The organism is Actinoplanes lutulentus (genome assembly GCF_003259845.1).
Taxonomy (GTDB): domain Bacteria; phylum Actinomycetota; class Actinomycetes; order Mycobacteriales; family Micromonosporaceae; genus Actinoplanes; species Actinoplanes lutulentus.
Genome location: NZ_QLMJ01000020.1, coordinates 44347 through 66228, shown reverse-complemented (window position 1 = coordinate 66228; position 21882 = coordinate 44347). Strand labels below are relative to the sequence as shown.

At 66.4% G+C, this 21882-nt stretch carries 23 protein-coding genes; 8 read left to right on the top strand and 15 right to left on the bottom strand.

Annotation, left to right across the window (positions count from 1 at the left end; genetic code table 11):
- Positions 1 to 148 precede the first annotated feature (148 nt).
- The 5 genes from B0I29_RS34780 to B0I29_RS34760 form a co-directional block, all read right to left on the bottom strand.
- Positions 149 to 1897 (bottom strand): VirB4 family type IV secretion system protein, encoded by a 1749-nt coding sequence (locus tag B0I29_RS34780; protein ID WP_111653385.1) that lies wholly within the window; start codon positions 1895 to 1897, stop codon positions 149 to 151.
- Positions 1894 to 2805: a PrgI family protein gene (locus B0I29_RS34775; protein ID WP_221402055.1), complete on the bottom strand. Its 912-nt coding sequence runs from the start codon at positions 2803 to 2805 to the stop codon at positions 1894 to 1896. The genes B0I29_RS34780 and B0I29_RS34775 overlap by 4 nt, the downstream gene beginning before the upstream one ends.
- A 23-nt stretch (positions 2806 to 2828) precedes the next feature.
- A complete protein-coding gene (locus tag B0I29_RS34770) occupies positions 2829 to 4607 on the bottom strand; it encodes a TrbL/VirB6 family protein (protein WP_281270936.1) in 1779 nt (592 codons plus the stop codon).
- 194 nt (positions 4608 to 4801) lie between these two features.
- Positions 4802 to 5176 carry a pilin gene (locus B0I29_RS34765; protein WP_111653383.1) on the bottom strand — a complete coding sequence of 125 codons (375 nt, stop codon included), beginning with the start codon at positions 5174 to 5176 and terminating at the stop codon, positions 4802 to 4804.
- Positions 5177 to 5424: 248 nt separating this feature from the next.
- Positions 5425 to 6240, bottom strand: coding sequence for a hypothetical protein (locus tag B0I29_RS34760; RefSeq protein WP_111653382.1), 816 nt, complete (start codon positions 6238 to 6240; stop codon positions 5425 to 5427).
- 179 nt (positions 6241 to 6419) lie between these two features.
- Between B0I29_RS34760 and B0I29_RS45375 the strand changes: the two genes are divergently transcribed.
- Positions 6420 to 6782: a hypothetical protein gene (locus B0I29_RS45375; RefSeq protein ID WP_220091513.1), complete on the top strand. Its 363-nt coding sequence runs from the start codon at positions 6420 to 6422 to the stop codon at positions 6780 to 6782.
- Between the two features lie 230 nt (positions 6783 to 7012).
- On the opposite strand, the gene B0I29_RS46080 is transcribed toward B0I29_RS45375, so the two are convergent.
- The 7 genes from B0I29_RS46080 to B0I29_RS34730 form a co-directional block, all read right to left on the bottom strand.
- Complete coding sequence (locus B0I29_RS46080) at positions 7013 to 7288, bottom strand: hypothetical protein (protein ID WP_181558125.1); 276 nt, start codon at positions 7286 to 7288, stop codon at positions 7013 to 7015.
- Between the two features lie 350 nt (positions 7289 to 7638).
- Positions 7639 to 8241 carry a replication-relaxation family protein gene (locus B0I29_RS34750; RefSeq protein WP_221402250.1) on the bottom strand — a complete coding sequence of 201 codons (603 nt, stop codon included), beginning with the start codon at positions 8239 to 8241 and terminating at the stop codon, positions 7639 to 7641.
- Positions 8242 to 8660: 419 nt separating this feature from the next.
- Complete coding sequence (locus B0I29_RS34745; protein WP_181558123.1) at positions 8661 to 9764, bottom strand: pentapeptide repeat-containing protein; 1104 nt, start codon at positions 9762 to 9764, stop codon at positions 8661 to 8663.
- Positions 9754 to 10104: a hypothetical protein gene (locus B0I29_RS46075; RefSeq protein ID WP_181558122.1), complete on the bottom strand. Its 351-nt coding sequence runs from the start codon at positions 10102 to 10104 to the stop codon at positions 9754 to 9756. The genes B0I29_RS34745 and B0I29_RS46075 overlap by 11 nt, the downstream gene beginning before the upstream one ends.
- Positions 10101 to 10508 (bottom strand): DUF6313 family protein, encoded by a 408-nt coding sequence (locus tag B0I29_RS47610; RefSeq protein ID WP_260329416.1) that lies wholly within the window; start codon positions 10506 to 10508, stop codon positions 10101 to 10103. The genes B0I29_RS46075 and B0I29_RS47610 overlap by 4 nt, the downstream gene beginning before the upstream one ends.
- A gap of 305 nt (positions 10509 to 10813) precedes the next feature.
- Positions 10814 to 11674, bottom strand: coding sequence for a hypothetical protein (locus B0I29_RS34735; RefSeq protein WP_111653378.1), 861 nt, complete (start codon positions 11672 to 11674; stop codon positions 10814 to 10816).
- On the bottom strand, positions 11674 to 12258 hold the full coding sequence (locus B0I29_RS34730) for an RNA polymerase sigma factor (RefSeq protein ID WP_181558121.1): 585 nt from the start codon (positions 12256 to 12258) through the stop codon (positions 11674 to 11676). Before B0I29_RS34730 ends, B0I29_RS34735 begins: the two co-directional genes overlap by 1 nt.
- A 1422-nt stretch (positions 12259 to 13680) precedes the next feature.
- Here B0I29_RS34730 and B0I29_RS34715 point away from each other — a divergent pair.
- The 3 genes from B0I29_RS34715 (at position 13681) to B0I29_RS34710 (ending at position 16535) form a co-directional block, all read left to right on the top strand.
- Positions 13681 to 14826 (top strand): hypothetical protein, encoded by a 1146-nt coding sequence (locus B0I29_RS34715; RefSeq protein ID WP_146616980.1) that lies wholly within the window; start codon positions 13681 to 13683, stop codon positions 14824 to 14826.
- 207 nt (positions 14827 to 15033) lie between these two features.
- The gene (locus B0I29_RS45370; protein WP_146616979.1) at positions 15034 to 15360 is read left to right on the top strand and encodes a hypothetical protein; all 327 of its coding nucleotides are present in this window, start codon (positions 15034 to 15036) and stop codon (positions 15358 to 15360) included.
- A 737-nt stretch (positions 15361 to 16097) separates the two neighbouring features.
- On the top strand, positions 16098 to 16535 hold the full coding sequence (locus B0I29_RS34710; RefSeq protein WP_245972986.1) for a DUF6416 domain-containing protein: 438 nt from the start codon (positions 16098 to 16100) through the stop codon (positions 16533 to 16535).
- Positions 16536 to 16790: 255 nt separating this feature from the next.
- Here B0I29_RS34710 and B0I29_RS45365 read toward each other — a convergent pair whose 3' ends face one another.
- Together B0I29_RS45365 and B0I29_RS34705 are read right to left on the bottom strand one after the other, a co-directional pair.
- Positions 16791 to 17159 (bottom strand): hypothetical protein, encoded by a 369-nt coding sequence (locus B0I29_RS45365; protein WP_146616978.1) that lies wholly within the window; start codon positions 17157 to 17159, stop codon positions 16791 to 16793.
- A gap of 459 nt (positions 17160 to 17618) precedes the next feature.
- Complete coding sequence (locus tag B0I29_RS34705) at positions 17619 to 18476, bottom strand: DUF2971 domain-containing protein (RefSeq protein ID WP_111653374.1); 858 nt, start codon at positions 18474 to 18476, stop codon at positions 17619 to 17621.
- A 227-nt stretch (positions 18477 to 18703) separates the two neighbouring features.
- On the opposite strand from B0I29_RS34705, the gene B0I29_RS34700 reads away from it, so the two are divergent.
- Positions 18704 to 18979: a hypothetical protein gene (locus B0I29_RS34700; RefSeq protein ID WP_181558120.1), complete on the top strand. Its 276-nt coding sequence runs from the start codon at positions 18704 to 18706 to the stop codon at positions 18977 to 18979.
- Positions 18980 to 19078: 99 nt separating this feature from the next.
- Here B0I29_RS34700 and B0I29_RS34695 read toward each other — a convergent pair whose 3' ends face one another.
- Positions 19079 to 19417 carry a hypothetical protein gene (locus B0I29_RS34695; protein WP_111653516.1) on the bottom strand — a complete coding sequence of 113 codons (339 nt, stop codon included), beginning with the start codon at positions 19415 to 19417 and terminating at the stop codon, positions 19079 to 19081.
- Between the two features lie 429 nt (positions 19418 to 19846).
- Here B0I29_RS34695 and B0I29_RS34690 point away from each other — a divergent pair, with 429 nt between their 5' ends.
- The 3 genes from B0I29_RS34690 to B0I29_RS34680 all read left to right on the top strand — a co-directional run bounded on the left by B0I29_RS34690 (position 19847) and on the right by B0I29_RS34680 (position 21882).
- On the top strand, positions 19847 to 20530 hold the full coding sequence (locus tag B0I29_RS34690) for a hypothetical protein (protein WP_111653373.1): 684 nt from the start codon (positions 19847 to 19849) through the stop codon (positions 20528 to 20530).
- Positions 20523 to 21431: a TRM11 family SAM-dependent methyltransferase gene (locus tag B0I29_RS34685; RefSeq protein WP_111653372.1), complete on the top strand. Its 909-nt coding sequence runs from the start codon at positions 20523 to 20525 to the stop codon at positions 21429 to 21431. Before B0I29_RS34690 ends, B0I29_RS34685 begins: the two co-directional genes overlap by 8 nt.
- A gap of 241 nt (positions 21432 to 21672) precedes the next feature.
- Entirely contained in the window at positions 21673 to 21882 is a 210-nt protein-coding gene (locus B0I29_RS34680) for a helix-turn-helix transcriptional regulator (protein ID WP_111653371.1), read from the top strand.

Sequence of the window (21882 nt, the reverse complement as noted above, 5' to 3'; positions counted from 1 at the left end):
GCCACAACGCCTCCGGCGCTGCCTGCCCCCATGATCCGCACATCAAGTCACCGATCACCGAGCCGGGAACGCCGCCCTGCCCCGGGACGCACACGACCGGGGACGAGAGAACGGGCACTAACATGACGGGTCTCCGATCCTGAAGGAATTAGCTGCGGGCCTGGACAGAACCTGTGATGACCAGGTCGTGTTCGACGTCGTCAGAGGCGATGCTGCGGAACGCCACCCGGGACGTGCCGGCCGCGAGCAAGGCGTCACCGCGTGAGCAGCACAGCAGGAACGCGCGTTCGCCGTCAGTGAGCCCGAACGCCTCGGTGACCGCGTCGATGGCCTGCGGCGCCTGCCGCAACAGCACCTGCGTAGCCGCGTTCGACACGACCGCCCGGCCGACATCGGTGGCCAGAACATCGGCGGCGTCCTGCGTGATCACACCCAGGCCGGCCTCGTACTTACGCGCCGATTTCGCCAGCCGGAACAGGAACTGTGCGCCGAGTCCGGCGCGCAGCATCAGCCATGCCTCGTCGACCAGGACGAGGCGCTTGCGGCGCGTGCCGGCGTGGTGAGAGGTGCTGACGGTACGCCAGATGGCGTCCAGGATCAGCAAGGTGCCGATCGGTTTCAGTTCCTCCGGCAGGTCCTTGATCGCGTACACAACGAGGTGCCCGGTCGCGGCGTTGCTGGTCGGGCCGTCGAACAGGCCCTTGAACGAGCCCGCGACATACGGGTAAAGCCGAGCGGCCAGGACTCGGCCCGCGTCACCGGATTTGTCCAGGGCGGCAGCGACGTCGGCCAGCAGTGGCGCGGGCCGCCGCCAGGTGCGCCTGTCAGTGGTGATGCCTTTGGCCCGGTATGCGGCAAGAACCGCCACGTCGAGCGCGGCGGCTTCCTCAGGCGATACCCCAGCCCTGCCAGTCAGCACCGAGACGAATGTCTGCATAAATAGCGCCCGCCGCACCAGCGCGTCGTCCCCGTCCCCGGGTGACAGGTCGAGGGGGTTGATGCGTACTCCGGGGACGCCGGGCCGGATGATCGTCCCGCCGACCGCCTCGGCAAGTCGCACATATTCGTCTTCGGGGTCGATAACGAACGCTTCGACGCCTTGGTAGAGGTTGCGCAGCAGGTCGAGTTTGGCCAGGTAGGACTTACCTTCACCGGAGCGGGCGAGGATGACGGAGTTGTAATTCGGCTGCGCCCACCGGTCCCAGACCACCACGCCGGGCGAGTGCAGGTTCAACCCGTACAAGACCCCCGCTCCGGTGGTGCTGGGCAGGTCTGGGCTGGTGAAAGGGAACACGGCAGCGAGCGCGTCGGTGTCGAACACCCGCTTCATCCCGAGGGCATCGAACGCCAGGGGCAGGCTGGTGATCCAGCCTTGCAGCTGCCGCCAGGTGGCCGGGGCGACATCCAGCAGCAGCGATGCCGCGAGGGCGCGGACCTCGGTGACCCGGTCGGCCAACTCCGGCTCGCTGTCGGCATGAACGGTCAAGTAGAGGCCGAAGCGGAACAGGCGGGATTCGCCGCGGGCCAGGCGGGAGGCCAGATCGGCGGCGTCGGCCGCGGCGGCGTCCAGCTCCGGATCATCGAGGCGGCCCTTGCCGGCGTCGTGGCGGCGCGATGCCTCGAACCGGGAGCGCTGCTTGCGCAGCCGTTGGGAGGCGATGACCGGCGGGACGGGTTCGATGTGCAGCGACACATCGACCCTGCCGGGGTAGGACAGCAGCGGTTCGAGCCAGCCAGGACCGACCTCGGCCGGGTAGCCGGTCACGGCCAGGGTCGTCGAACAGCCGTCCCCCACCCGTACCGACCGTGCCCCGACCTCAACCGCGTCCGGCGCACCGGGGACGACCGTCCCCGGCTCGGGGACAGCGCCGGAACGGCGACGCGACAGGAAGCTCACAGCGGCTCACTTTCATCGAAGTCGGCCACCTGCGTACGAACGACGAGGGCGCCATGGGTGGACGGTTTGAGTGCGTCGGCCAGAACGGCAGACGTGTCCTCGGGGCCGAGCGTTCGAGCGGCGACCTCGCAGCCGGACAGCGCTCGAACCGTCTCGGTGGCCTGGTGGATCGTGTGGCCGGGGCTGCGAGTGCTGCGGACCGCGACGGTGACCTGCCGGTGTAGCAGCTCCCGGCGGGCGGCGAGGTCCTTGAGGAATGCGGCGTGCGAGCGTGCGGCTGCTTCGAGAGACGGGTCCGGCAGGCCGGGTGCTTCGGCAAGGAGCCGGTCAGCCAGATAGGTCAGATCGACGCGCTGAGCCCGCACGTGGATCTGCGCGGGGCCGTCGAGGCTGTGCAGCCAGCGGGCGAACGCGGCTACCAGCCCGTTTTGCTCGGCGGATGTGCGCAGCCCGAACGCAACGGTCGAGGCGCTGACCAGGCCGGTGGTGCCGTCCGGGCCGAGATCGATCAGCCCGTCGCCGGTGATGCCCCGGGCCGGGAGCCGCAGCGGTGCAGGTAGCGGGAGCCGGTCACCTGGCCCGTGCGTGGTCGCGACCCAGGCGGGGGCTGGGGTAATCGGGCCGTTGACCGGGACGAGCTGGTGCGGGGCATGACGATGCCGGATCGCGTTGAGCAACCACAGGTCGAGGCTGATGCCATCGCGACGGCCAACCGCGACGAAGAATGCCGCTCCGGCGATCGGGACTGCGACCAGGAGGAACACCAGCGGCGGCACGACCGTGGCGACGGAGGTCCAGGCGGCGTACAGCAGCAGGCCGGTGATAGTCAGGGTGACCAGCTGCCGCCAGGTCATGCCGAACGCGACCCGATCCGGGCGCTCCACATCAGCAGGGATGCGAGCGCGCATGGGTGCCTCGTCGGTACGGCGGCTCACTGAGCACCTCTTCCGGGACAGCGCCGCACAGGCAGAGGGGACGCAGGCGGAGACGGCTCCGCCCCGGTGTCCGCGTCCGGGGAAGGCGGCGGCGTTGAAGCGGGACGAAAGACCGGTGCCGTGGTGCCGCGCGGCCCAGGGCGCGGAGGCAGCTCCGCTGACGAGGCAGGCGGAGGTGTCTGCCGCCGGCCGCCAGTGGCGTGTCGAGGACTCGCCGGGGCCGGCGGATCAGCGGCTCGCCGCGCCGCGGTCGGCCGCCCGGCGGTTCTCGTTCTCGTGGCTGTTCGGTCTGGCGCCGGAGCCGAAGGACTCGGCGGGACTACCGGCGGATTGGAGAACACCGGTGCGACTGGAGCCGGCGGACGACGCGGTGCGCTCTGTCGCGCCGGCGGCGAGGAGAAGGCTGCCGCAGGTGGCGGCCCGGTCGTTGATGGGATCGGCGGTGCGGGTGTGCTGTTGCTGAAGGCCGGGTTCGCCGCTGGAGTGCTCGGCCGCGCGGTGGCCGGTCCGGTGGTGGGTGGATGAGAGAACGGCAATGCTGGCGTGCCGGTCGAGGCCGGAACGGGTGCCGCAGGCTGCGGCGGGTTGCTGAATGCCGGTGGCCCGTTGACGCCTGCCGGTGCCGCGAGCGGGGTTTGCGTGGCCGGAGCGTGACTGAACTGGACCGGGACGGCCGGGGACGGCCGCGACCGGCCTGGGGCCGGCAATACTCGCCGAGCGGGGACGGCCCGTGTTGCCATCCCCGCCCCGGTCGCTCGGTTCGGGCTCGGCGGCCGGGTCGGTAGCGCGTTGCGGCCCGCGCTGAGTACCCCGGCGGCAGCGCCGAGAGTTTTGAACGTGACATACGCCTGGAGTAGTTGCCCGATCAGCCCTCGGCCCTGGCTCTGCAAGCCGATCGGGGCGAGCACGAACTGTTTCATGAGTCCGGGGAGCTTGATCAACAGCCAAAGCATCGTGATGCAGACCAGCACCCCGATCAAGCCCTTCGCGTTGGCCGGGATGCCCAGCACCTGCATGCCTTTGGGGGTCAGGAACACCTTGACCGTGGCCAGCATGATCACGGCCTGCCCGACCTGGAGGCCCGCGCACGCCCCGACGGCTCGCCACCAGGTGTAGGCGATGCCTTCGGTCTGGGGTGTGGCGTGCATGACCAGCACGATCGGGCCGATCCCGATCAGCGCGAAGAACAGCCCGACCCGCATCACGAAGGTAATCACCGCGACGATGCCTAGCGCCGCTACGGCGATCCCGAGCAGGCCGAACATGATGTTGGCCGAGGGGCCGGTCAGCGCCGACATCAGGTACTCACCGATCGCGTCAGCGCTGTCCTGCGGGTCGACGCCTTCACCCATCACGCCGGCGGTCAGCGCGTTGGCAACCTCAATGACCTTGCCGCAGATGATCAGGCTCAGGTTCGAGAGCACCGCGCCGGCGGCCACCCGAGGTGCGATCTCCTTGAGCCCGTACTGGGTCTGCACGGTCTCGCGGGACATGACGATGAAGCAGCCAGCCAGCATGAGCAGCCCATAGAAGGCGTTCGCGGTGACCATGCTCATGGTCCATACAGCCTTCACCGCCGGGTTCCCGGTGAGGTCTGGCGTGGACAGCACCGTGGAACCGAGGACCTCCAAGACCGGGTCCAGGACCTTCTTGGCCAGCCAGATCAGAAAGTCATTGATCGCCTTCCGGATCTGCCCGGGGATGTCGAAGAGGCCCGGGTCGTCTTCGTCCCCAGTTCCCAGAGCCGGAGACGGTTGAGGAGATGGCTGCGGCACCTGTGGGGACGACGTCGGAGAGGGGCTCGGCCCGTCTGGCGGAGGTACAGGAATCGGGGACGGCGTCCCCGGCGTAGGCGCGGGAGCCGGGGACGGGTCCGCCCACGCCGCCTCGGCGGCAGCCAGCCCGATGAGAATCGCAAAGAGTACGAGCACGGGCGGGACGAGTCGACGCGTGGTGCTACGGCGGGCCGTCACTTGGTCCACGCCGTGACGATGGTGAGCAGCAGCGGTATGAGCAATGCTCCGGCATAGCCGATGGCGGCGCTTCGCAGCGCCGTCTTGCCGCGTTCCACCTCGCCCGGCTCACCGCTGGTGTAGCGCAGGAAACCGACGGTGGCGCACAGCGTGGCCCAGGCGGCGAGGAACCCCATCACCCAGGCCCGGATGTTGCCCAGGACTGCACCGATGGATTCGGCGGCGAGCACCGTACCGGCCGGTGCAGCGGCGAATGCCGCTTCCGGTGCCGCAACAAGCAACACCACCACGGCAATCGTGGCGGCAAACCGGGCAATGCGGATGGCGTAATGCGGCTGCGGAGTGGGCCATTTCAGAGGTTGGCGGTTCATGAGACGTGGGCACCTCCGGGTGGCCCGGCCTCACGCCATCGAAGGGCGCGGGGCCGGGCGTCACGGGTGATAGATGCGGCAAACCCAGATACGACCGGCGCGGATGGCCGTCCTCCTCATCAGGAAGGGGCAAGCCGTCACGGGGTGTCAGCGCCGTCAGCGGGGCCGGTCGAAGCGGGGTCACCAGGTGCGGAAAAGTCCCGCATCAAGAGATACCGATTTCGGCCCAGTTTTCGACAGACCCGAGGTCAGAACCGGTGCGGAGGATCAGCACGGAGTGTCATCGTTGCCTCGGCGATGACCTCGGCATCCTGATCGGACAGCAGTCCGGCGTGCAGGGCCGCCACTAGCTGGGCCTCGGCCCGGTCCCGCGCTTTGTAGATCGCCTTGGCACCCTTGCTGGTACTCGCGGCGTAGTCGGCGACTGAGGTCCCGGCCAGGCGAGTCGCGCCGATCAGCTCTGCGTCGGCGGCGGTAATGACACCGGCGGTGACCGCACGGGTCAGCACCACATCCGGGTGTCCAGCCTTCGGCCACGACGCTGTGGTGTCGAGGTAGCCGGCTTCCCGGTGCGACTCACTGGCCCGCAACTCTGTACGGGCAGCGGTGAATGCGGCGCTGAGCAGGCGCTGTACAACCCGGGAACCGGCCGGGTTGACCGTACGCAGCGCCGCGACGAAGCCGGTCAGCAGCTCGGCCTGCACGTCACCGGAGTAGCGACGCAGCCGGTAGGCCGCCTGCCGCAGACCCGGCAGCGCCACCCCGACGGCACCGACCACCCAAGCCGGGCCGTCCGTACGGGAACGCTCGATCAGCAGCCGCCACACCTCGTCACTCGTTGTGTGGCCGCACGAGGGATGCATCAGGACCGAAGCCAGTTCCGACAGCACGATCCGGCGACGGGGCAGGCCACCGCCGAGGACCGCACCATCCACCGATAGCGGCCCGGGGCCGGCGGTGAGAAGCCGCAACGCCGTCGCGGCCACGTCGAAGGGCTGCTCACCGAGCACCAGACGCGGAGCATCGAAGCCGGCGGGCACGACAGAACGAACAGACTGAGACATGAGGATTCCCCCGAGATGTGGGTGACGAGTGCCCGGCGGCTCGTAGGTCGCCTGGCGGGTGCGGCACCCATCCCGCCACTCGGGTTACACAGATCTTGAACAAGTAGATCTTGCTCAAGGAGCCTCCCTGCGCGCTTGATAACGGCCTGGTGCCACGATGGGCGATCCAGTCGCGGCCTATGCCGACCCGCCGCTACACCTCATCGCGCTCACAGTTCAACGCCGTCGCCGTGATGGCGAACCCGCGTAGCCCAGACCGCAATAACGACGGTGAACATCGATGCGAAGCCAACTTGCAGAACGGGGTAAGAAAACCCCTGGATTGGCGTGCCATGCTTCGCGTTCAAGCCTCGGGAGCCGAGATTGATTCTAGGTTGATCCTGTTCAACGCCACTTCGATCTTGTTCACGCTGCGGCCCGATCTTGTACAACGCTCGGATGATCTTGTTCAAGCACTACTGAAAGAAGGTGAATTCCCGCAGCCAACGAGGCCCGTCTCAACGCTGCTGAATCCTGCCCCCGCCAGCACGCCGGACGGGTGATGGCACTACCGACGGCCCCTCACGAACGAGACAGGCCGATCACGACCGACCCATTTTCGGCGCGTCCGCAACGCTAGGCTCGCAACCTGCACCTGCCCTGTGTCACTCGCAGACGCGGACGGATGCGCGGATCGCGGCAATTGCGGATGCTGACCACCTGGCGCTGCTGGGATGATCTCGGCATGGACGCAAGGCCGCTGACACAGCGAGAGCGAGCTGTACTTGACGCGCTACTGGCCGTTGATTTCCCTGACGTTGAAACGCTGCGCTGGCAGGCGACAGAAGTAGTCGTCGTCGACACGTGCGGTTGCGGGTGCCCGTCCATCGATTTCCATCATGGCCTCGGAATGAGGATGCGAGCCGATGCGAGCGTTCGAGGCTCCTACGCCGGTCTGTTCCTCTACACGGTCGGGGACCCGCAACGGGGGGAAGTCCTCGGCGGCATCGAGTGGGTTGGCCACGAGGAGCCGGATCCAGACGAATTCCCATCGCCGGACCTGCTTCACATCAAGTTTGCTTGATCCGCTTGCCCACCCCTCGCTGGATCCTCGGCTGATTCGCGCATCTGCCGACTCTGCGTTCCGTTACGGCTGATAGCGCGTGGATCGCGGCAGATCAGTGCGCTGACCGAGCCGCCCCTGTGAAAGTGGCAGATTACGCGTGGCTGACCCGGAGTTCCTCACACCGCCTCAGCGCTAGGGGCCGAGATATGCAACAGTCCGGACGAGATGATGGCTGCTCGCATGTCTCGTGTGGTAGCCGAAAGGGAGGGCACCATGTCGCATATGCCAGCAATCAACGGCTTCGACGAGCCGTCTAAGGAGCCAGTCGTCGTCGGGGTGATCCCGTACGACCCTCAGCGTGGCCTGATCAGCGACTGGAACGACGCCACCGTTCTTCGGGTAGAGGTGCTCAGGTCTTGGCGGGCGGCGCCGGTGCCCCGATACCGGAAGACCGCGCCCTGCTGCCGGCGGTGTCGCTCGAGTTCGGCGGCCGCGGCGGCCAGGAACGTGACCGCGCGGGCCTCGGTGGTCATCAGCAGCAGCAACGGCGGGCAGTGCGGCCACCGGCCCGCCCATACCTGGTCCTCGGCATACGCGAGGTAGCGGCGCACCTTGTCCCGCAGCCGGGTCTGGGTCATCGTCGCCAGGTCGATCTCCACGAACGCGGCCGCCGGCCCGGCCGTCTCGCCGGTGGTCAGGTTCGCGGTGACAATCGCGTCCGGCGACAGCGTCACGTCCTGCCCGCCCGTCGGCCGCCAGGTCAGCCACGCCTGCCGGTCCGGCCACCAGCCCGATACCTCGATCCCGGCCGCCGGCCCGTGCTCACAGACGGCGAGATAGGCCTCGGCGATCAGGCTGGCGTGGGCGGCGAACATCGCGCTGGGTGCTCGGCCCTCGGCCGGCGCGACACCGGTCACCAGGCGGGCGCCGGCGGCGGTCAGCCACCAGTGCCGCAGTCGCCGTGCTGCTACGCGACCCGGCGTAAGGCCGATGATGCGGCCTGACCTGCCTGTTCAGCTAGCAACAGCGGTTGGTGAATCTTGCCGTTCGGGTCAACGGCAAACGGCAAGATTCATCGGTCCAACCGGCGCCTGTCATGGGGTCTCATTTGCGGCGATCGCTGACCGTCGCCTGTCAGCTCTGCCGAACACTCGGTCAGTTGGTGAGCCGCCGTGTCGATCTGCTGGCGCAGCAGCTACATGATTCCGGAGGCCTACGGTGGCCATAACCTTGTCGTGCACTCGATTGACCTGCCGCCCGGGGCGGTTTCCGGCCGGGGCGGTTTCCGGCCGGGGCGCAGCTGAATAAGGGCTTGCATGCCGCGCGGCCAACCGGTTGGAGAACACCGCCCCACCGCGTGCCGAACCAAGTTCGATCAACTGCCTACCGGTATGCCGTGGTGGTCTGTCCCAGTAGCGCCACCTCGGATTCTGTATCCGCCCGAGGGCATCGGGTCCGAGCGAGACACGATGCCCTCGGACATCCCGGCAGGCCAGTGGGTTGATGTATTCCAAGTCGCAGCGGAGAGGTCCGCCGCGATGAGGATTGCGGCGCTGAGGTCCGCCCCGGTGAGGTCCGCCCCGGTGAGGTCCGCCCTGATGAGGTGCGTCCCGCTGAGATTCGCGTCGGTGAGGTCCGCCCTGGTGAGGTTCGCTCCAGTGAGGTTCGCTCCGGTGAGGTCTGCCCGGATGAGGTTCGCCCTGGTGAGGTTCGCGTCGACGAGTATCGCTTGAGCGAGGCCAGCCCCGGCGAGGCCCGCCCCGGTGAGGTTCGCTCCGGTGAGGTTCGCTCCGGTGAGGTCCGCCCTGGCGAGGTCCGCCGTGGCGAGGTCCGCCCCAGTGAGGTTCGCCCTTACGAGGTGCGCCTGGGCCAGATCCGCCCAAGTGAGGGCCGCGTCGGTAAGGTCCGCCCCGGTGAGGGCCGTCCTGGTGAGGTTCGCCCCGATGAGGGCCGCCCCGGTGAGGCGCGTCCTGGTAAGGGTCGCGGCGACAAGGTTCGCTCCAGCGAGGTTCGCCCTGGTGAGGTGCGCGCCGGTGAGGGTCGCGTCGGTGAGGGTCGCACGGCGGAGGGACGCGTCGGTGAGGTTCGCCCTAGTCAGGTTCGCCTTGGTGAGGTTCGCGTCGGTGAGGTTCGCCCTGATGAGGTGCGTCCCCGTGAGGTTCGCCCCAGCGAGGTTCGCCCTGGTGAGGTTCGCGTCGGTGAGGTTCGCTCCGGTGAGGTCTGCCCGGATGAGGTTCGCGGCCGTGAGAAGCGTCCTGGCAAGGTCCGCGTAGAGCAGGTCGCCAGGCGCAAAGCGGCCATGCTGAATGGCTGACATCGACGGCAGCGGCCGAGTGTCTGACGCCTGACGGAAGCGCTCCGCGGCTCCGTCGAGGTAGCGGTTCACTTCCTCGGCGTCCCTGGTGGGGAAGGCATTCCGTAGGTAGCGTTCGCCCAGCTCGCGGAAACCTGTCGGCGGCGGGGTGAGTTCAGTGTCCATCGGTCGACTCCTTCCGTTCCGCGTCAGTCCCGCGTTTACATATTGGGCACCAGGGCCAGTCCCTGTCATCGCTGAGAAAGGCTGCGGCGACCTCCACCGCTTGTTTGATCGCCCTACCGCCGGTGGCCCGTCGTTCGACACCGACGCTGTTGAGGACCTCTGCGACGATTCGTGCCCAGTCTCGCTCGGCGAGCTCCCAGTCGTCGTTATGCAGTTCTACAAAGTCTGTGGTGAACAGGGCCTGAACCTTGTATCCGCACTCTGCGTACTGGAGATCCTTCAGTGGCGGAATCGCCATGGGTAGCCGGGATCTTGAGCGCCGACGCTGCCAGATACTCATGCCGGATCTTCCTTTGGAAGAGCCTCCGCGACTGACCGCTGTCGACGATCTGTGACCGCGCTGCCGACGATCGTTCCTGCCACTGCGCCGGCGAGAGCAGGAGCAGCCAGCCATCCCGCCGCCGATAGGAACCACGCCAACAACGGAGCGGAGACGTCCTTGTCCCCGGGCGACGTGATGCCAATCGTGACGTCGTAGGCCGTCTTCCACCCGATCACCAACCCGTTGGCCACGTATAACGCGGCGAACGCGAGCACCAGCACCGTTCCTCGGACCAGTAGCCAGTGCCCCAGACCGGGAAGTGCGCCTAACGCCAGGAGTCTGTTTCGTAGCCGTTGCCGGAGCCGATCCCGCGGTGGTGGCCGTCCCGGTACTCGGGCATCGGCAGGCGGTGTCGGCTCCATGGCGGAATGCTACCGATCCCGGTCGATCTTTCCACTGCCGTGGTTGGAGTGGGCCGGGGCAATAGCGGCTTCCAGGCAGTCTATCGAGGACTGAGACGAGACGATCCTGCACTGCGCCTTCTGCGGCTTCTGCTACCCCTGCGAGCGAGCCGGTACCCCGTCCGTAGCCCAGGGCAGGCCCGCCGCGAGGTCCTGAACGCCGGACCGGCCTGCCAAGCATCCGGGCGGCGAGCACGACCGGGCAGGACATGGACGCCGGCGACGGTGCGGGCGATGGCGATTGGGGTCCGGTGGCAAGCACCTGGTCACCTTGTTCTGCCCCCATATCCGCGGCCATCCTCCTCATGCTGCTCAGAGTGCGAGCTGCGGCTGGAGGAACGCACACGCGTGGGCTCTTCCACCTCCTCGGGCCGCGAGGTGCGGTGGGTAGCCGGGTCCGTGCGCTCGGGTTCCTTCGGCACGATGCGTGAGCTGCGGCTGGAGGAACGCACACGCGTGGGCTCTTCCACCTCCTCGGGCCGCGAGGTGCGGTGGGTAGCCGGGTCCGTGCGCTCGGGTTCCTTCGGCACGATGCGTGAGCTGCGGCTGGAGGAACGCACACGCGTGGGCTCTTCCACCTCCTCGGGCCGCGAGGTGCGGTGGGTAGCCGGGTCCGTGCGCTCGGGTTCCTTCGGCTCGGCGTCCGCCCGCGCCCGGTCGAAGATCTCCTGCGCCCGGTCCAACGCGGTATCGACATAAGCTTCGGCGCCGACGGCAGCGCCCTGTGCCCGTTCCTGAGCTTCAGCCGCGCGAAGTCCGGCCGCGGCCGCGGCATTGACGGCTTCGTGTAGCCGGCCGACCTCACGATGGCGAGCTCGGCGGGCGGCCGCCACCTCGACCCGCAGCCTGTCCAGCTCGGCGCTGGTCGCGCGAAGCTCACACTCGAGGTCCGCGGCCTCGATGGTGTCCGACAGCGCGGCGAGCTCGAACTCGGCCATCCGCAGGTCCGACTGCGCGATTACAGGCGGCGGGTCGTAGCCAGCCCGGGTGAGCATGGCGGCGAGATCGACGTCGACGTCCGCGTCGGTGATGGCATCGACGGCCTGGTCAACGAGTTCGAGGTACTCGCGAAGGTCCTCACCGGGAGGCGTCCGTTCCTGCGGCGAGGTCGGGTCGGGATTGGTCATCAGGACTCCTTCCTCATGGACGCGGCGACCTGGTGGGCCACCTGGTCCTCTTCGAGGGCTTGCTTGAGCCGGGTGCGGGCTTCCCGCAGGTTCTGCCGGACCGCTTCGGCAGAGCGCCCCAGCAGAGCGGCGATCTCGGTCGGCTCGAACCCGTCCACCACCAGCGCCATCACTTCACGCTGCTTGGCCGGCAGCGAGTCCAACAGCTGGCGCACCCACTGCTTGTCCTCCCAGGCGGTGAGGTTCTGGTCGAGCCGGGCCTCCGGCGTACCGGCACCATGCCTGACCTGCTTGATCCGGACCCGGTCGAGACCGTCCCTTCTGGCCTTGAAGAAACAGCTGAGCACGGCTTGCCGCGCGTAGGCCACCGGGTTGGCGATGGCGTTCCAACGTTTCAAGACGTCCGTCATGGCGTCCTGCGCAGCCAGCCGGGCCTCGGGTTGAGTCGCGCCGGCATACATCGCAGTCTGGATCAAAGACGGGTAGTGATCCCGGAAGAACGCGGTGAATCCAGCCGGCGGATGCATCCGTGAGGCTTCGGGCGGCGCGGCGGTGGCCTGAACCACGGCGTTGTCGGCTTCCACTCCGGCCTGCCTCCTGTCATCAGGCTCGCGGCGGCTCATCGGTTTGCCGCGTCACCTACGTAGGTCCGCGGGCGGCAGCCAGCGTGAGGTGACACCGCCAAGATTTTCTGGCGGCCTTCCGGGCAGCCGCTCACAAGCGGTTACAGAGTAGAGCGACCGCACTCACGACAGCGACGAGTGCTGCGACAATGCCCGCCACCGGCACGGAGCCCGAAGCCAAGAACGCTGCCACCACTGCCGCGGCAGCACTCTCGATCAACAGCACGAGTGATCCCGACCTCCTGCCCGCCGGCGCCGGAGAACTGTTGTCGGCGGGAGGCTCGATAGCGGTACCGCTCATGAATGCTTTCCTTCCATGGAAGCCCGTCACTGGTCCTTCACTCGGGAAGGTCCACCCGACCCCACCTCCGTGAGGTCCAGCCGCCAGGAAATAGCGCAGGGACGCCCAGCTCCTCGGCTCCCGACGTTCACACCTCGTATACGGTCGGGCGACCGGGTACGTGCCGCGATCCACCTCGATCAGCACGGTGGCCAGCCACACGCCGGTGTCGACGGCGCGCTCGTAGCGCAGCACCGCGTCGGCGATCAGCGCGCCGCCACCACCGCGGCGTCGGCCCGGCTGCAGTAGCACCTCGGGCGCCCACGCCCTTTCGGCCTTCGCCTTTACCGTTCCCGAGTCCGTAGGTTCGGCCTTCGAAACCCCGCAGCCGTCCTGAACCCCCAGCACCATGTCGGCCGCGCCGCGATCCCGGCCGCGATCGCGATCGCCGACCTGATGCCCAGCCAGCCCGAACGGCCCGCCACCACGGCCGCCGCCGTCGTACCGGTGCGGGTGGAGATCCCCGGCAAGGGGCGCCGATCACCTCGCCAGCGTCGACGCCCTGGGTGAGGCGGAACGCGACGCTCTGCGCGGCGGCCGCGGCCAGGGCTACAGCCTGCACGTCGCCGCCCTGCCCGAAGTCCGCAAGGCGCTGCGGGCAGCCGCGGCCGCGCTCGGCGCCGACAGCGCCACGCCGGCCGACCGCAACTACACCGCCCGGCTCACCACCGCCATCGGCACCCCACCGACGGCGACACCTTTCAGCTAAAACGTCAACGACACGCCCGCAGCACCGAGCACCCACATCCCGGGCCTGGGATAGCGCACCCCCAAACCGGGCGCCTGTCAGCGCTGGCGAACACTCGCCGATCTGACACGGATCTCACGGATTCCTGACAGTGCAGGTCAGGGCCAGTTCTGTCGATCATGGACGTGTTCGCACGGACGGGTAGCTGGGCATCGAGGGGCAGCGGGATCCTGCCCCGCAAGGGTTAGGGACGTCCTACCCCTCCCCCGGAAGTGAAACGGGCGGAACGAATCGATCAAGATAATCGATGTAACTCTATGTGGTCAACCTGACACGAGGGCATACTCTGGCGCTCATGGCGCTCATTCGCACAGCAATGATGAAGAGATCTCGTCGTCAACCGGTCGCTGCCTTCAGCGTTACGGTCGACGTCATTGCTCCGGAACTGGCGGGTGCGGTTCCGGCCTGGCATGACGTGTCGGCTCCTGACGGTGCCGCAGTCCGTGCGGTGCCTCTGCTAGCGATCATGAATACCGGCACCGAACGACTGATCGGCGTCGGCGACCTCCGGATCATGGTCCATCATGATCTGCGCACGAAGCTGACCGCTGTGGTGCGCGGCCTGTGGGTGACTGAGGCCGGAGAGAGCCCGGCCGGGCCGACCGCCACGAATTGGCGAATCGAACCCAACGATTCCCGTCTAGCTGAGCTTCTCGCAAACGTAATTAAGGCGGTGCCCTACAGCGGGCAGCCGGACCCTGAAGGGTTGGCGACCGAGATCGCGAAGGCACAGGCCGAACAGTCACGCGACCGCATTCGTGAGATAAAGGTCTTCCGGTACGGCCTGGAACACCTGCTCAGCGCCAATCTGCGCGGCGAGACCAGCATGCTGGAAAACGTTCTTGCTGACGTGATTGAAATGTCCACACTCGTGGGTCGCGTCGCTGACGAAGCCAGACAGGCCGCCCGAGAAGGAATGGGCGCCTGGGTCACCGACCCAGCGGCTTATCACGCCCAGCGCCGCCTGCAGGATGCCGCCCTGCCCCCTCGCCCTGGCGCCCGACGGGCAGCCAGAACCGCGTGGTTCGTGATTCTGGACGCAGGCGTACGCCAATGCCGCGCCCTGCAGACCGAAGCAGGCGAGGAGGCTCCCATGCTGCATAGCCTCCTGAATGCCGCGTCCACGATTGCGGTTACACGCGAAGCCAAAGCGCAAGAGACGTTCAACATGGTCGCCTCAGTCGGTGCTGTCATGTTCGGCATCCCCGCCTTAGTGCTGGCTTTATACGATGCCACCGCAGTCCTACCGCTTCGCGCTGGTAACGCCATCGTAATTGTTCCCCTCGCCGTCGCGGGACTGGCCGCAGCCTTGATAGCGGCCGTGCTCCCGGGCCTGCGCCGGACAGGGAAGATCCGCCGTTTCTCGGTTGCGCTTGCTGCTGTGCTCACGATGCTGATCATCCTGATCTCTGCGGGCACTCTAGTCACCCCCACTGATTAACCACAGGACCCGCTATTGCAGATCTTATGGATCATGCGTAGCTGCTCCCCCCTCAGGGGTGCAACCGGCAGGTCACTGCAGCTCTGTGGCACTTTCGCCCGCCACAACTCATACCGACGGCACCCCTGACGTCAAACGAAATTGTCAGCGAACGCATCAAGGGTCAAGAGCTAAATAACTGTCCCCAGAAAAGGTGCTAGAAGGTCAATGTCAACTGTGGGAAATTTATTCTTCGGATTCATCTACGGCATGATTGGATTCTGGCCAACCGTATTAGGCATTTATATTTTTTATTCAATCTTTATATTCGCCGGAGGCAATGGTGGGAAGGTGGCGGCTACCGGGCTTTGGCGATTCCGACCCGTACTTAAAGTCGCCCTTTTTATCAACCTGTTTGGCAGCGTATCCATGATCGCTTTAGCTTTCATCAACCACGATCCTGTATTTGACCAACTCGGACCGATCCCTCTCGGCCTTGGGCTTACTGCGGGCACTCTAGCGATGTACTCGCTTGTCAGTCGCGCAATAAAGTAGATGAGTCCCCGCACCTCACCCTTACTCGTGCATGGGCGGGGTATGGAACAGGTATGGGCACTCTGGACAACCCATGGGTGATCAGAATCGGAAGGGGGTACGTCGGAAAGCGTCACTCATCGGATGTGACGCTTTCCGACGTACCCCCCCCCCCCCCCCCCCCCCCCAGTTCCTTGTAGTTCCCGCGCCCCTCCTCCTAAAAGAAGTGGCCGCCCCGCTATGCGGGCATCTTCTCCCATCGAACATCGCTCTACGCGGCGTATCCGGAGGGCTCCGCCCTTTACCTCGGTGGTGCTGCGCCCCACGGCCACGCCGCACTGAGCCGGATTGCTGCGCCTTCGGTTGCGGCGGCCGGACCGGCTCGGCCGGGTTATCAACGTCGCCTGGACTGGAGAAGAAGACCGCCGGGACTTGGGACAGATTTCAGGGGCCGGTCGGCGCGACCCAAGATCCCCCATGTGGACTACGCGGTCAGGCGTCACCGGCGGCCCGGTGCGCGAGACACCGGGCCGGTCACCGCGGCCCGCTTCTCTCAAACCCGCGTTCGTGTCGCCCGGACGGGGGCGTACGCGCGCAGCGCGTTCAGTCCCTCGCGGCCGACGGTGGCGCCCGGTCTTCTTGTCCAACTCGCTGACATCGCTAACATCGCTCTTGACCCCCTCTTGACCGATTACGTACCCGGTATCTACCGTCTAGCCGAGGGATTTACCCCCCAACAGTCGCCTAGGAGGTAGATAATGAGCGAATTCATGGACGTCACAGTGAGTGTGCCGAAGGACCGGCTCCCCGAGTTCTACGTAATGTTCGGGCAGTGGATGGCGGGCCCGCCGGAGGCGGCCGCGGGGCAACTCGAGGCAGCCACACCCGCTGAAGCATGGAGCAGCTCCGACGAGGATCTGGCCACCAAGGTGTGGAACAAGTTCAGCCCTCGCGCTACCGCCGTCTTCTCCACCCTGATCGACGCACCGAACAAGAAAATCTCGGCTGACGAGCTCGCCTCGATGCACGACGTCCCGAACGGCCGATACGGCGTTGCGGGGGTACTGGCCTGGCCGAGCCGGCACTGCCTCGCCGTGGGCCGCAAGGTGTGCTGGCGATGGGAGACCGCCGGCGAATCGGCCGTGTACTGGATGGACGACACGCTCGCCACGCTGTTCAAGCAGGCCCGCGGATAACCCGAGCGTGCGCCAAGGCGGTCAGCCGGGCGCACGCCGGCCCGTCCGTCCACGAGCGGAGCCGGAACGACCCACCACAGCCGCCGCCAAAGTTCCGGCGCCCAGATCCGGTTCGCGCCGCGAGCTCAATGCGCGGGCCGCGGGCTTCGATCAGGACGGCGGTCAGCTCCCGGGAGCGCGGTCCGTTGGCCCTGAGCACGGACGTGACGTGATCACCGGCATTGCCGACGGCGAACTGAAGTGCGCGTACCGCGGTCAGGGTGATACCGACGTAGCTGATTCGAGCGTCCGTGGTCTCGACTGGGGCTCCACCGGCGTCGACACCCCAAAAATGCTGCCGCCACAACCCGTCGTCAGACAGGGCGTAGCCGGTGCCGATTGCCGCGACCGCCCCGTCAGCACGAACCGGCCGGCCGTCGGCTGGACGGCGGCACAGGCAAGAAGTTCGTCAAGATGGTGTTCCGGATGCCGGTGAGGAACCACGAGTTCGCCACCGTACTGCAACAGATGTCGGCACCACCGGCTCCAGCGCTGCGGATAATCGTCAGCCACGCCTTCATAGCCGGCGACGCGGTTGCTGTACAGCGCGAGGAGGCGGTCATAGCGCTCGGGCTCGGCAGACACCGCCGAACCGTACCGGCGCCCGGCCCGACCGTGTACGCCGACCCGCTTCCGCACGCGGACGGCGGCAGATCAGTGCGTCTGTTAAGCAGAGTCACTCTGGTAAGCCTGAATGAGGACCCTCAACGCGTAAGTGAGGCCGGGATAGCGCTCGTCGGTGGAGTCCATAACTTGCCAGTCCCGTGCAAGCTGGTCGACAAGGTCGAGCAAAGGCAGGTGGCTGTCTAGCAGGGCGTCCCCACCGAAGCGACCCGCCACCTCGGCGTACCGATGGTTGTCTGCCTCGTTGCATCGGCGTAGGTAACCAACAAGTTCATGATCATTCATCCCCCTATTTTCGTACGCCTTCTGCTCATCGGCAGATCAAGAGGTCGGCGCGGGTGAGGCACCACTGAGCGTGACGCCTCGCTGCGGGCCTGCGCGCACGCTCGGCGGCATGAGAGTGAATTATCCCGACACGCATTAACCCCGGAAAGGGGCAGTAGAAAGCCGTACACGAGGCGCTAAGGGCCCGTGATTACCAAGGAGTCGCCGGACGCCCCTCATACGAAGGTCACTATTCCCACCAGGACCGATCACCACTTCAGATATTGCATGCTTCGGGAAACTTAAATCGATGAATGGAACTAAGCCATGTTTTCCAGATCGATATTGTTCACCTTTGGTTCTGGCCACCGTCAATAGGCGCCACTCCCGTTCCTCACTGAAAGCGGCGTCCTTAATCCTGGCGAGGGCTGGAAATAGTTGATGCGCTGTTGCAAAATATCCGTCTGCCGTAGCGCGCGCATACGGATTACTAGCGTCATCATCCTCGTCGCCCTGAGAGTCCTCGGTGGCTAAAGCCCCAAACTCCGGGAGAATTCCGTCAATCATGCGCTTGATTGCCGACTTGCCGTACCGCACCCGCACCAGCTGGGTGGAGCCACCGCTGTGCCTAGCTTTGCGCAGAGTCTTGCGATTGAAGCCAATTGCTACGCCGCCGCCGGCGCCGTAGCCGCGCCATTGGCTCAAAAGGTCACCGTTGTCGCAGAAGCAGGAAACAAACGTCGCATAATACTCAACCGCTGTGAACATTGTCATCCGGCGTTCTAAGCTGTCCAGCGAGGCACGCACAAAACGTGCGCGCGCCTCGTTCTTGCCGGTTAAGAGAGAGTCCAGTTCTTTCAGTTCATCTCGGAGCCGGTTTCGACCAAATAGCATTTCTTGGGCGTCATTAAGATACTCAGCGTCGGACGCACGAATACTGCTCGATGTAACGATCTTGACTAACGCCTCGTTGCTCGTGTAGTGATAGATGAGCTCCGGGCTTACTTTTTCCATAGCCGCGATTTTTTCATAATTCTCCAGGTCCTGGGTGACTTCAAGGAATGTGTTGAGCCCTGAAGTACTGGGGGCGTAGGATTCTTGGACCGAGCTCCCCTATACATCGTTGAACGCACTCAACTCGGCAGTTCATTGAGTTCTCGGCCTCAGGTCGATTGCCGAAGCGCACCGCTTCGTGACCGGCGATCACGCGATGCTCGGCTGAGCGGGTCATACTCGTGACCGTGAACGCTCCGTTTGACCAAGCGACAGCTGAAGCGGCAGAGGCTGCCGAAGACTGGTCTACCGCGATTTTCCTGGTAAGCGCGTACGCCGAGTGCTATAGCAAGGATCACCACCGGCATAACGCTCACCTATGGCACATCGATCTGCTCGCCAAAGCTGGCCGGCTGAAAGACTTGGCCGAGCTCGCCGTGACTGACGTTCATGCCCGGCGGAGACTTCATCGGCTCGAATCAGAGCCGGGCAGCCCCAATCCCGAGCTGGCCCAGATTGGGTGAGTCGCGGCTGCATGACCACGTGTCCGCTCTTGGGCACGGGCGCGCACCGACCGATACGGGGTGACGCTGCGCCGCGCGGTCTGCGGCAGGTGCGCGCCGCTAATGCTCCTGCTGAATCCTGCCGGCCTCGGCACTGAGCCGTTCTGCGTGCTCATCCCAGTCTGGGCCGAATGAGTAGAGATCCACTGCGGCTGCCTGCAACAGTTGGGCATCGTCTGGCCGTTGCAGGCACGCGAGGCGGTAGGACAGATTCCGCGCCCATGGCGGCATGGCCATCCAGTCCGCCGCAAAGACCTCGCGCAGCATGCCCGTGATGTCATCGGCTGTCGCGAAAGTAACTCGCTCAACGAAGTCTCGGGCCGCAACGTTGTAGGCCCGATGATCGCTCGCATCGGCAGCATCGACCATAGCCCTGGCCGACATCACGAGATCATCCATGTGCACTCCCCCGTACTCATCCTGGCGACATCGTCAAGCGCGATGCCATGATCACCCCTCCGCTCATCAGCCACCTCAGCGGCCCTGCTGGAGTTTGCCCACAGTGTCGGGCGCCCCGCGGACAGACTGCGAAGGCGAGAATCCTGCTCGGAACTGACCGAATGACACCGTGACTCCCTTGGCAATGGAGTGGTGATCAGGTTGCCGCCGGACGGGCCCCGTTGACTCCACATCGTCCCAGTGGCCCGCGCACGATCCCGGTCTTGAGCTGCGTGTTCAATCTCTGCCTTGATCTTGTTCAAGGAGACGCGCTGCCGGCATTGAAGCGACCGGCGTCGGAGCTGACGCGACGGGCCGATGTCGAAAATCGGGCCGCAATCTGTATCTCTAGATGTCAGCGTTCGTCGGCGGACATGGCCCACCATGCCTATGCCGCAGACTCACCCCACCGATGACCGCCCGCCTCGCGCCCCCGTCGGGTTGTTCCTCGTCCCGCCGCACGCCCACCGTCCGCGCCAGCAGTCCGGTGCGAGCTTGCCCGACTGGTACGGCATCCACCCGCAGCATGTCGCGCACCTGATCGCCCGATACACCCGCGACGGCGACGCCGTGCTCGACCTCGACGCCCACCCGACCATCGCCGCGGCCGCGCGTCATCTCCACCGCCACCCGTCAGGTGGTATCGCCCAGCGTGAGGTGTCGCCCGAGGAAAGCGACGGATCCACCGCTCAGCCCACTGCGCCGCCTGCTGGACTAATCGTGGTCACCTTGCCTCGCCTCGACGTCGACAGCCGCGACGTCTCGAGCCTCAGCCGCGCCATCGACGCATGGCAGGCAGAGCTTCGTCCCGGCGGGTTCCTGCTCACGCTGCTCACCGCCGGGCCAGGAACCGAGGCGATCGGGCACCGATCGAGCGTCATCGCCGCGGCCCGCACCGCCGGCCTGATCTACCACCAGCACATCCCGGCGGTCCTCGTGCCACTGCCGCCGACCGAGCCCCGCGCCGAACTCAGTCCGGCCTGCCGGCCGCCGCTGCTCGACGGCAGGCACGTCCGCGCTCACCACGACCTGCTCGCGTTCGCCTCGACCATCCCGGAGGCCGCCGATGCATGAAACCCCGAGTACCCCGAGTCGCGGCAACGCCGCAGTCGCCGCACTTCTCGCCCAGGGCTACCCCGGCTCCGTCTGGCTCACCGGACAGCAACCCTCCCGGGAACTCCGCAAGGGCCGGTACGACGCCGAGTCGATCACCCACCCGGGCAAGATGCTGCCCACCATCGCTCGCTACGCCATCAACACCTACACCGACCCCGGCGACCTCGTCGCCGACCCGATGGCCGGCATCGGCACCACCATCGTCGAAGCCATGCACCTAGACCGACGCGGCATCGGCGTCGAGTACGAAGACCGCTGGGCGGCCCTGGCCGCCGTCAACATTGCCCTCGCCACCAAGAATGGCGCGCCCGGCACCGGGGAGATCTACACCGGCGACTCCCGGCTGCTGCCCACGCTGTTGCCTCCGCAGATCCGCGGGCAGGTCGCGCTCGTGATCACTTCACCGCCGTACGGCTCGTCCACACACGGCCAGGTCCGCAGTCCCGGCCGCCAGCACGGCAAAGTCCGCAAGCTACACCACCGGTACGGCGGCAGCGACAACCTCGCCTACCGCGACCATGACGAGCTCGCCGAAGGCTTCACCGCGATCCTCACCGGTTGCCGGACTATCCTGCGGCCCGGCGGGCACGTCGTCGTCACGGCGAGGCCGTACCGCCGCCACGGCGAGCTCGTCGATATCCCCGGCATGGTCGTCGCCGCCGGAGTAACCGCCGGGCTCGAACTGGCTGAGGAATGCGTCGCCCTGATGGCCGGCGTCCGCGACGGCGTTCTTGTACCTCGCGCGTCCTTCTTTCAACAGAAGAACGTCCGCGACGCCATCGCCAAAGGCGACCCGCAATGGCTCCCCCAGCACGAAGACGTGATCATCTTCTGTGCCTCCGGGGCGGTAACTGGATGACCTACGTCGGGCTGCCAGAAACCGGCACTGACCTGCGGCTTGATGCTTTCAGCCCATTCCGGATGGATCAACGGGCACGCGCGATGCGCGCCGCGACCGTCGATAGCGGCGGTGGCGCCACCGATCCCTGGTCGTACCCCGGCTGGGACGCTGAAAGGACATCTCATCCGTGCCCGCCCAATCCACACTCCACCGGCCGCAGGTGGCTCGCCGATCCTGGCGCCTCCGAGGCAGTTCACCAATGACCGCGCCTGCTACAAGCGGCTGGCAGCCCGATCCGCTCCTGACCGTCGACGACGTCGCGGCATGGCTGGGCAAGCCGAAGAACACCCTCTACGCCTGGCACAGCCGAGGCAAGGGACCACGCGCCATCCGCGTCGGCAACACCCTGCGCTACCGACGCAGCGAGGTCGAACAATGGCTCGACGCCCACACCGACCCGGAGCGCTGA

Bases quoted from the DNA above. Each gene is read 5' to 3' on its own strand.
- B0I29_RS34775 (WP_221402055.1), bottom strand. From the start codon at position 2,805: ATGCGCGCTCGCATCCCTGCTGATGTGGAGCGCCCGGATCGGGTCGCG.
- B0I29_RS34765 (WP_111653383.1), bottom strand. From the start codon at position 5,176: ATGAACCGCCAACCTCTGAAATGGCCCACTCCGCAGCCGCATTACGCC.
- B0I29_RS34760 (WP_111653382.1), bottom strand. From the start codon at position 6,240: ATGTCTCAGTCTGTTCGTTCTGTCGTGCCCGCCGGCTTCGATGCTCCG.
- B0I29_RS45375 (WP_220091513.1), top strand. From the start codon at position 6,420: ATGCCGACCCGCCGCTACACCTCATCGCGCTCACAGTTCAACGCCGTC.
- B0I29_RS34745 (WP_181558123.1), bottom strand. From the start codon at position 9,764: ATGGACACTGAACTCACCCCGCCGCCGACAGGTTTCCGCGAGCTGGGC.
- B0I29_RS46075 (WP_181558122.1), bottom strand. From the start codon at position 10,104: ATGAGTATCTGGCAGCGTCGGCGCTCAAGATCCCGGCTACCCATGGCG.
- B0I29_RS47610 (WP_260329416.1), bottom strand. From the start codon at position 10,508: ATGGAGCCGACACCGCCTGCCGATGCCCGAGTACCGGGACGGCCACCA.
- B0I29_RS34735 (WP_111653378.1), bottom strand. From the start codon at position 11,674: ATGACCAATCCCGACCCGACCTCGCCGCAGGAACGGACGCCTCCCGGT.
- B0I29_RS34715 (WP_146616980.1), top strand. From the start codon at position 13,681: ATGGCGCTCATTCGCACAGCAATGATGAAGAGATCTCGTCGTCAACCG.
- B0I29_RS45370 (WP_146616979.1), top strand. From the start codon at position 15,034: ATGTCAACTGTGGGAAATTTATTCTTCGGATTCATCTACGGCATGATT.
- B0I29_RS34710 (WP_245972986.1), top strand. From the start codon at position 16,098: ATGAGCGAATTCATGGACGTCACAGTGAGTGTGCCGAAGGACCGGCTC.
- B0I29_RS34705 (WP_111653374.1), bottom strand. From the start codon at position 18,476: ATGGAAAAAGTAAGCCCGGAGCTCATCTATCACTACACGAGCAACGAG.
- B0I29_RS34695 (WP_111653516.1), bottom strand. From the start codon at position 19,417: ATGGATGATCTCGTGATGTCGGCCAGGGCTATGGTCGATGCTGCCGAT.
- B0I29_RS34690 (WP_111653373.1), top strand. From the start codon at position 19,847: ATGCCGCAGACTCACCCCACCGATGACCGCCCGCCTCGCGCCCCCGTC.
- B0I29_RS34685 (WP_111653372.1), top strand. From the start codon at position 20,523: ATGCATGAAACCCCGAGTACCCCGAGTCGCGGCAACGCCGCAGTCGCC.
- B0I29_RS34680 (WP_111653371.1), top strand. From the start codon at position 21,673: ATGACCGCGCCTGCTACAAGCGGCTGGCAGCCCGATCCGCTCCTGACC.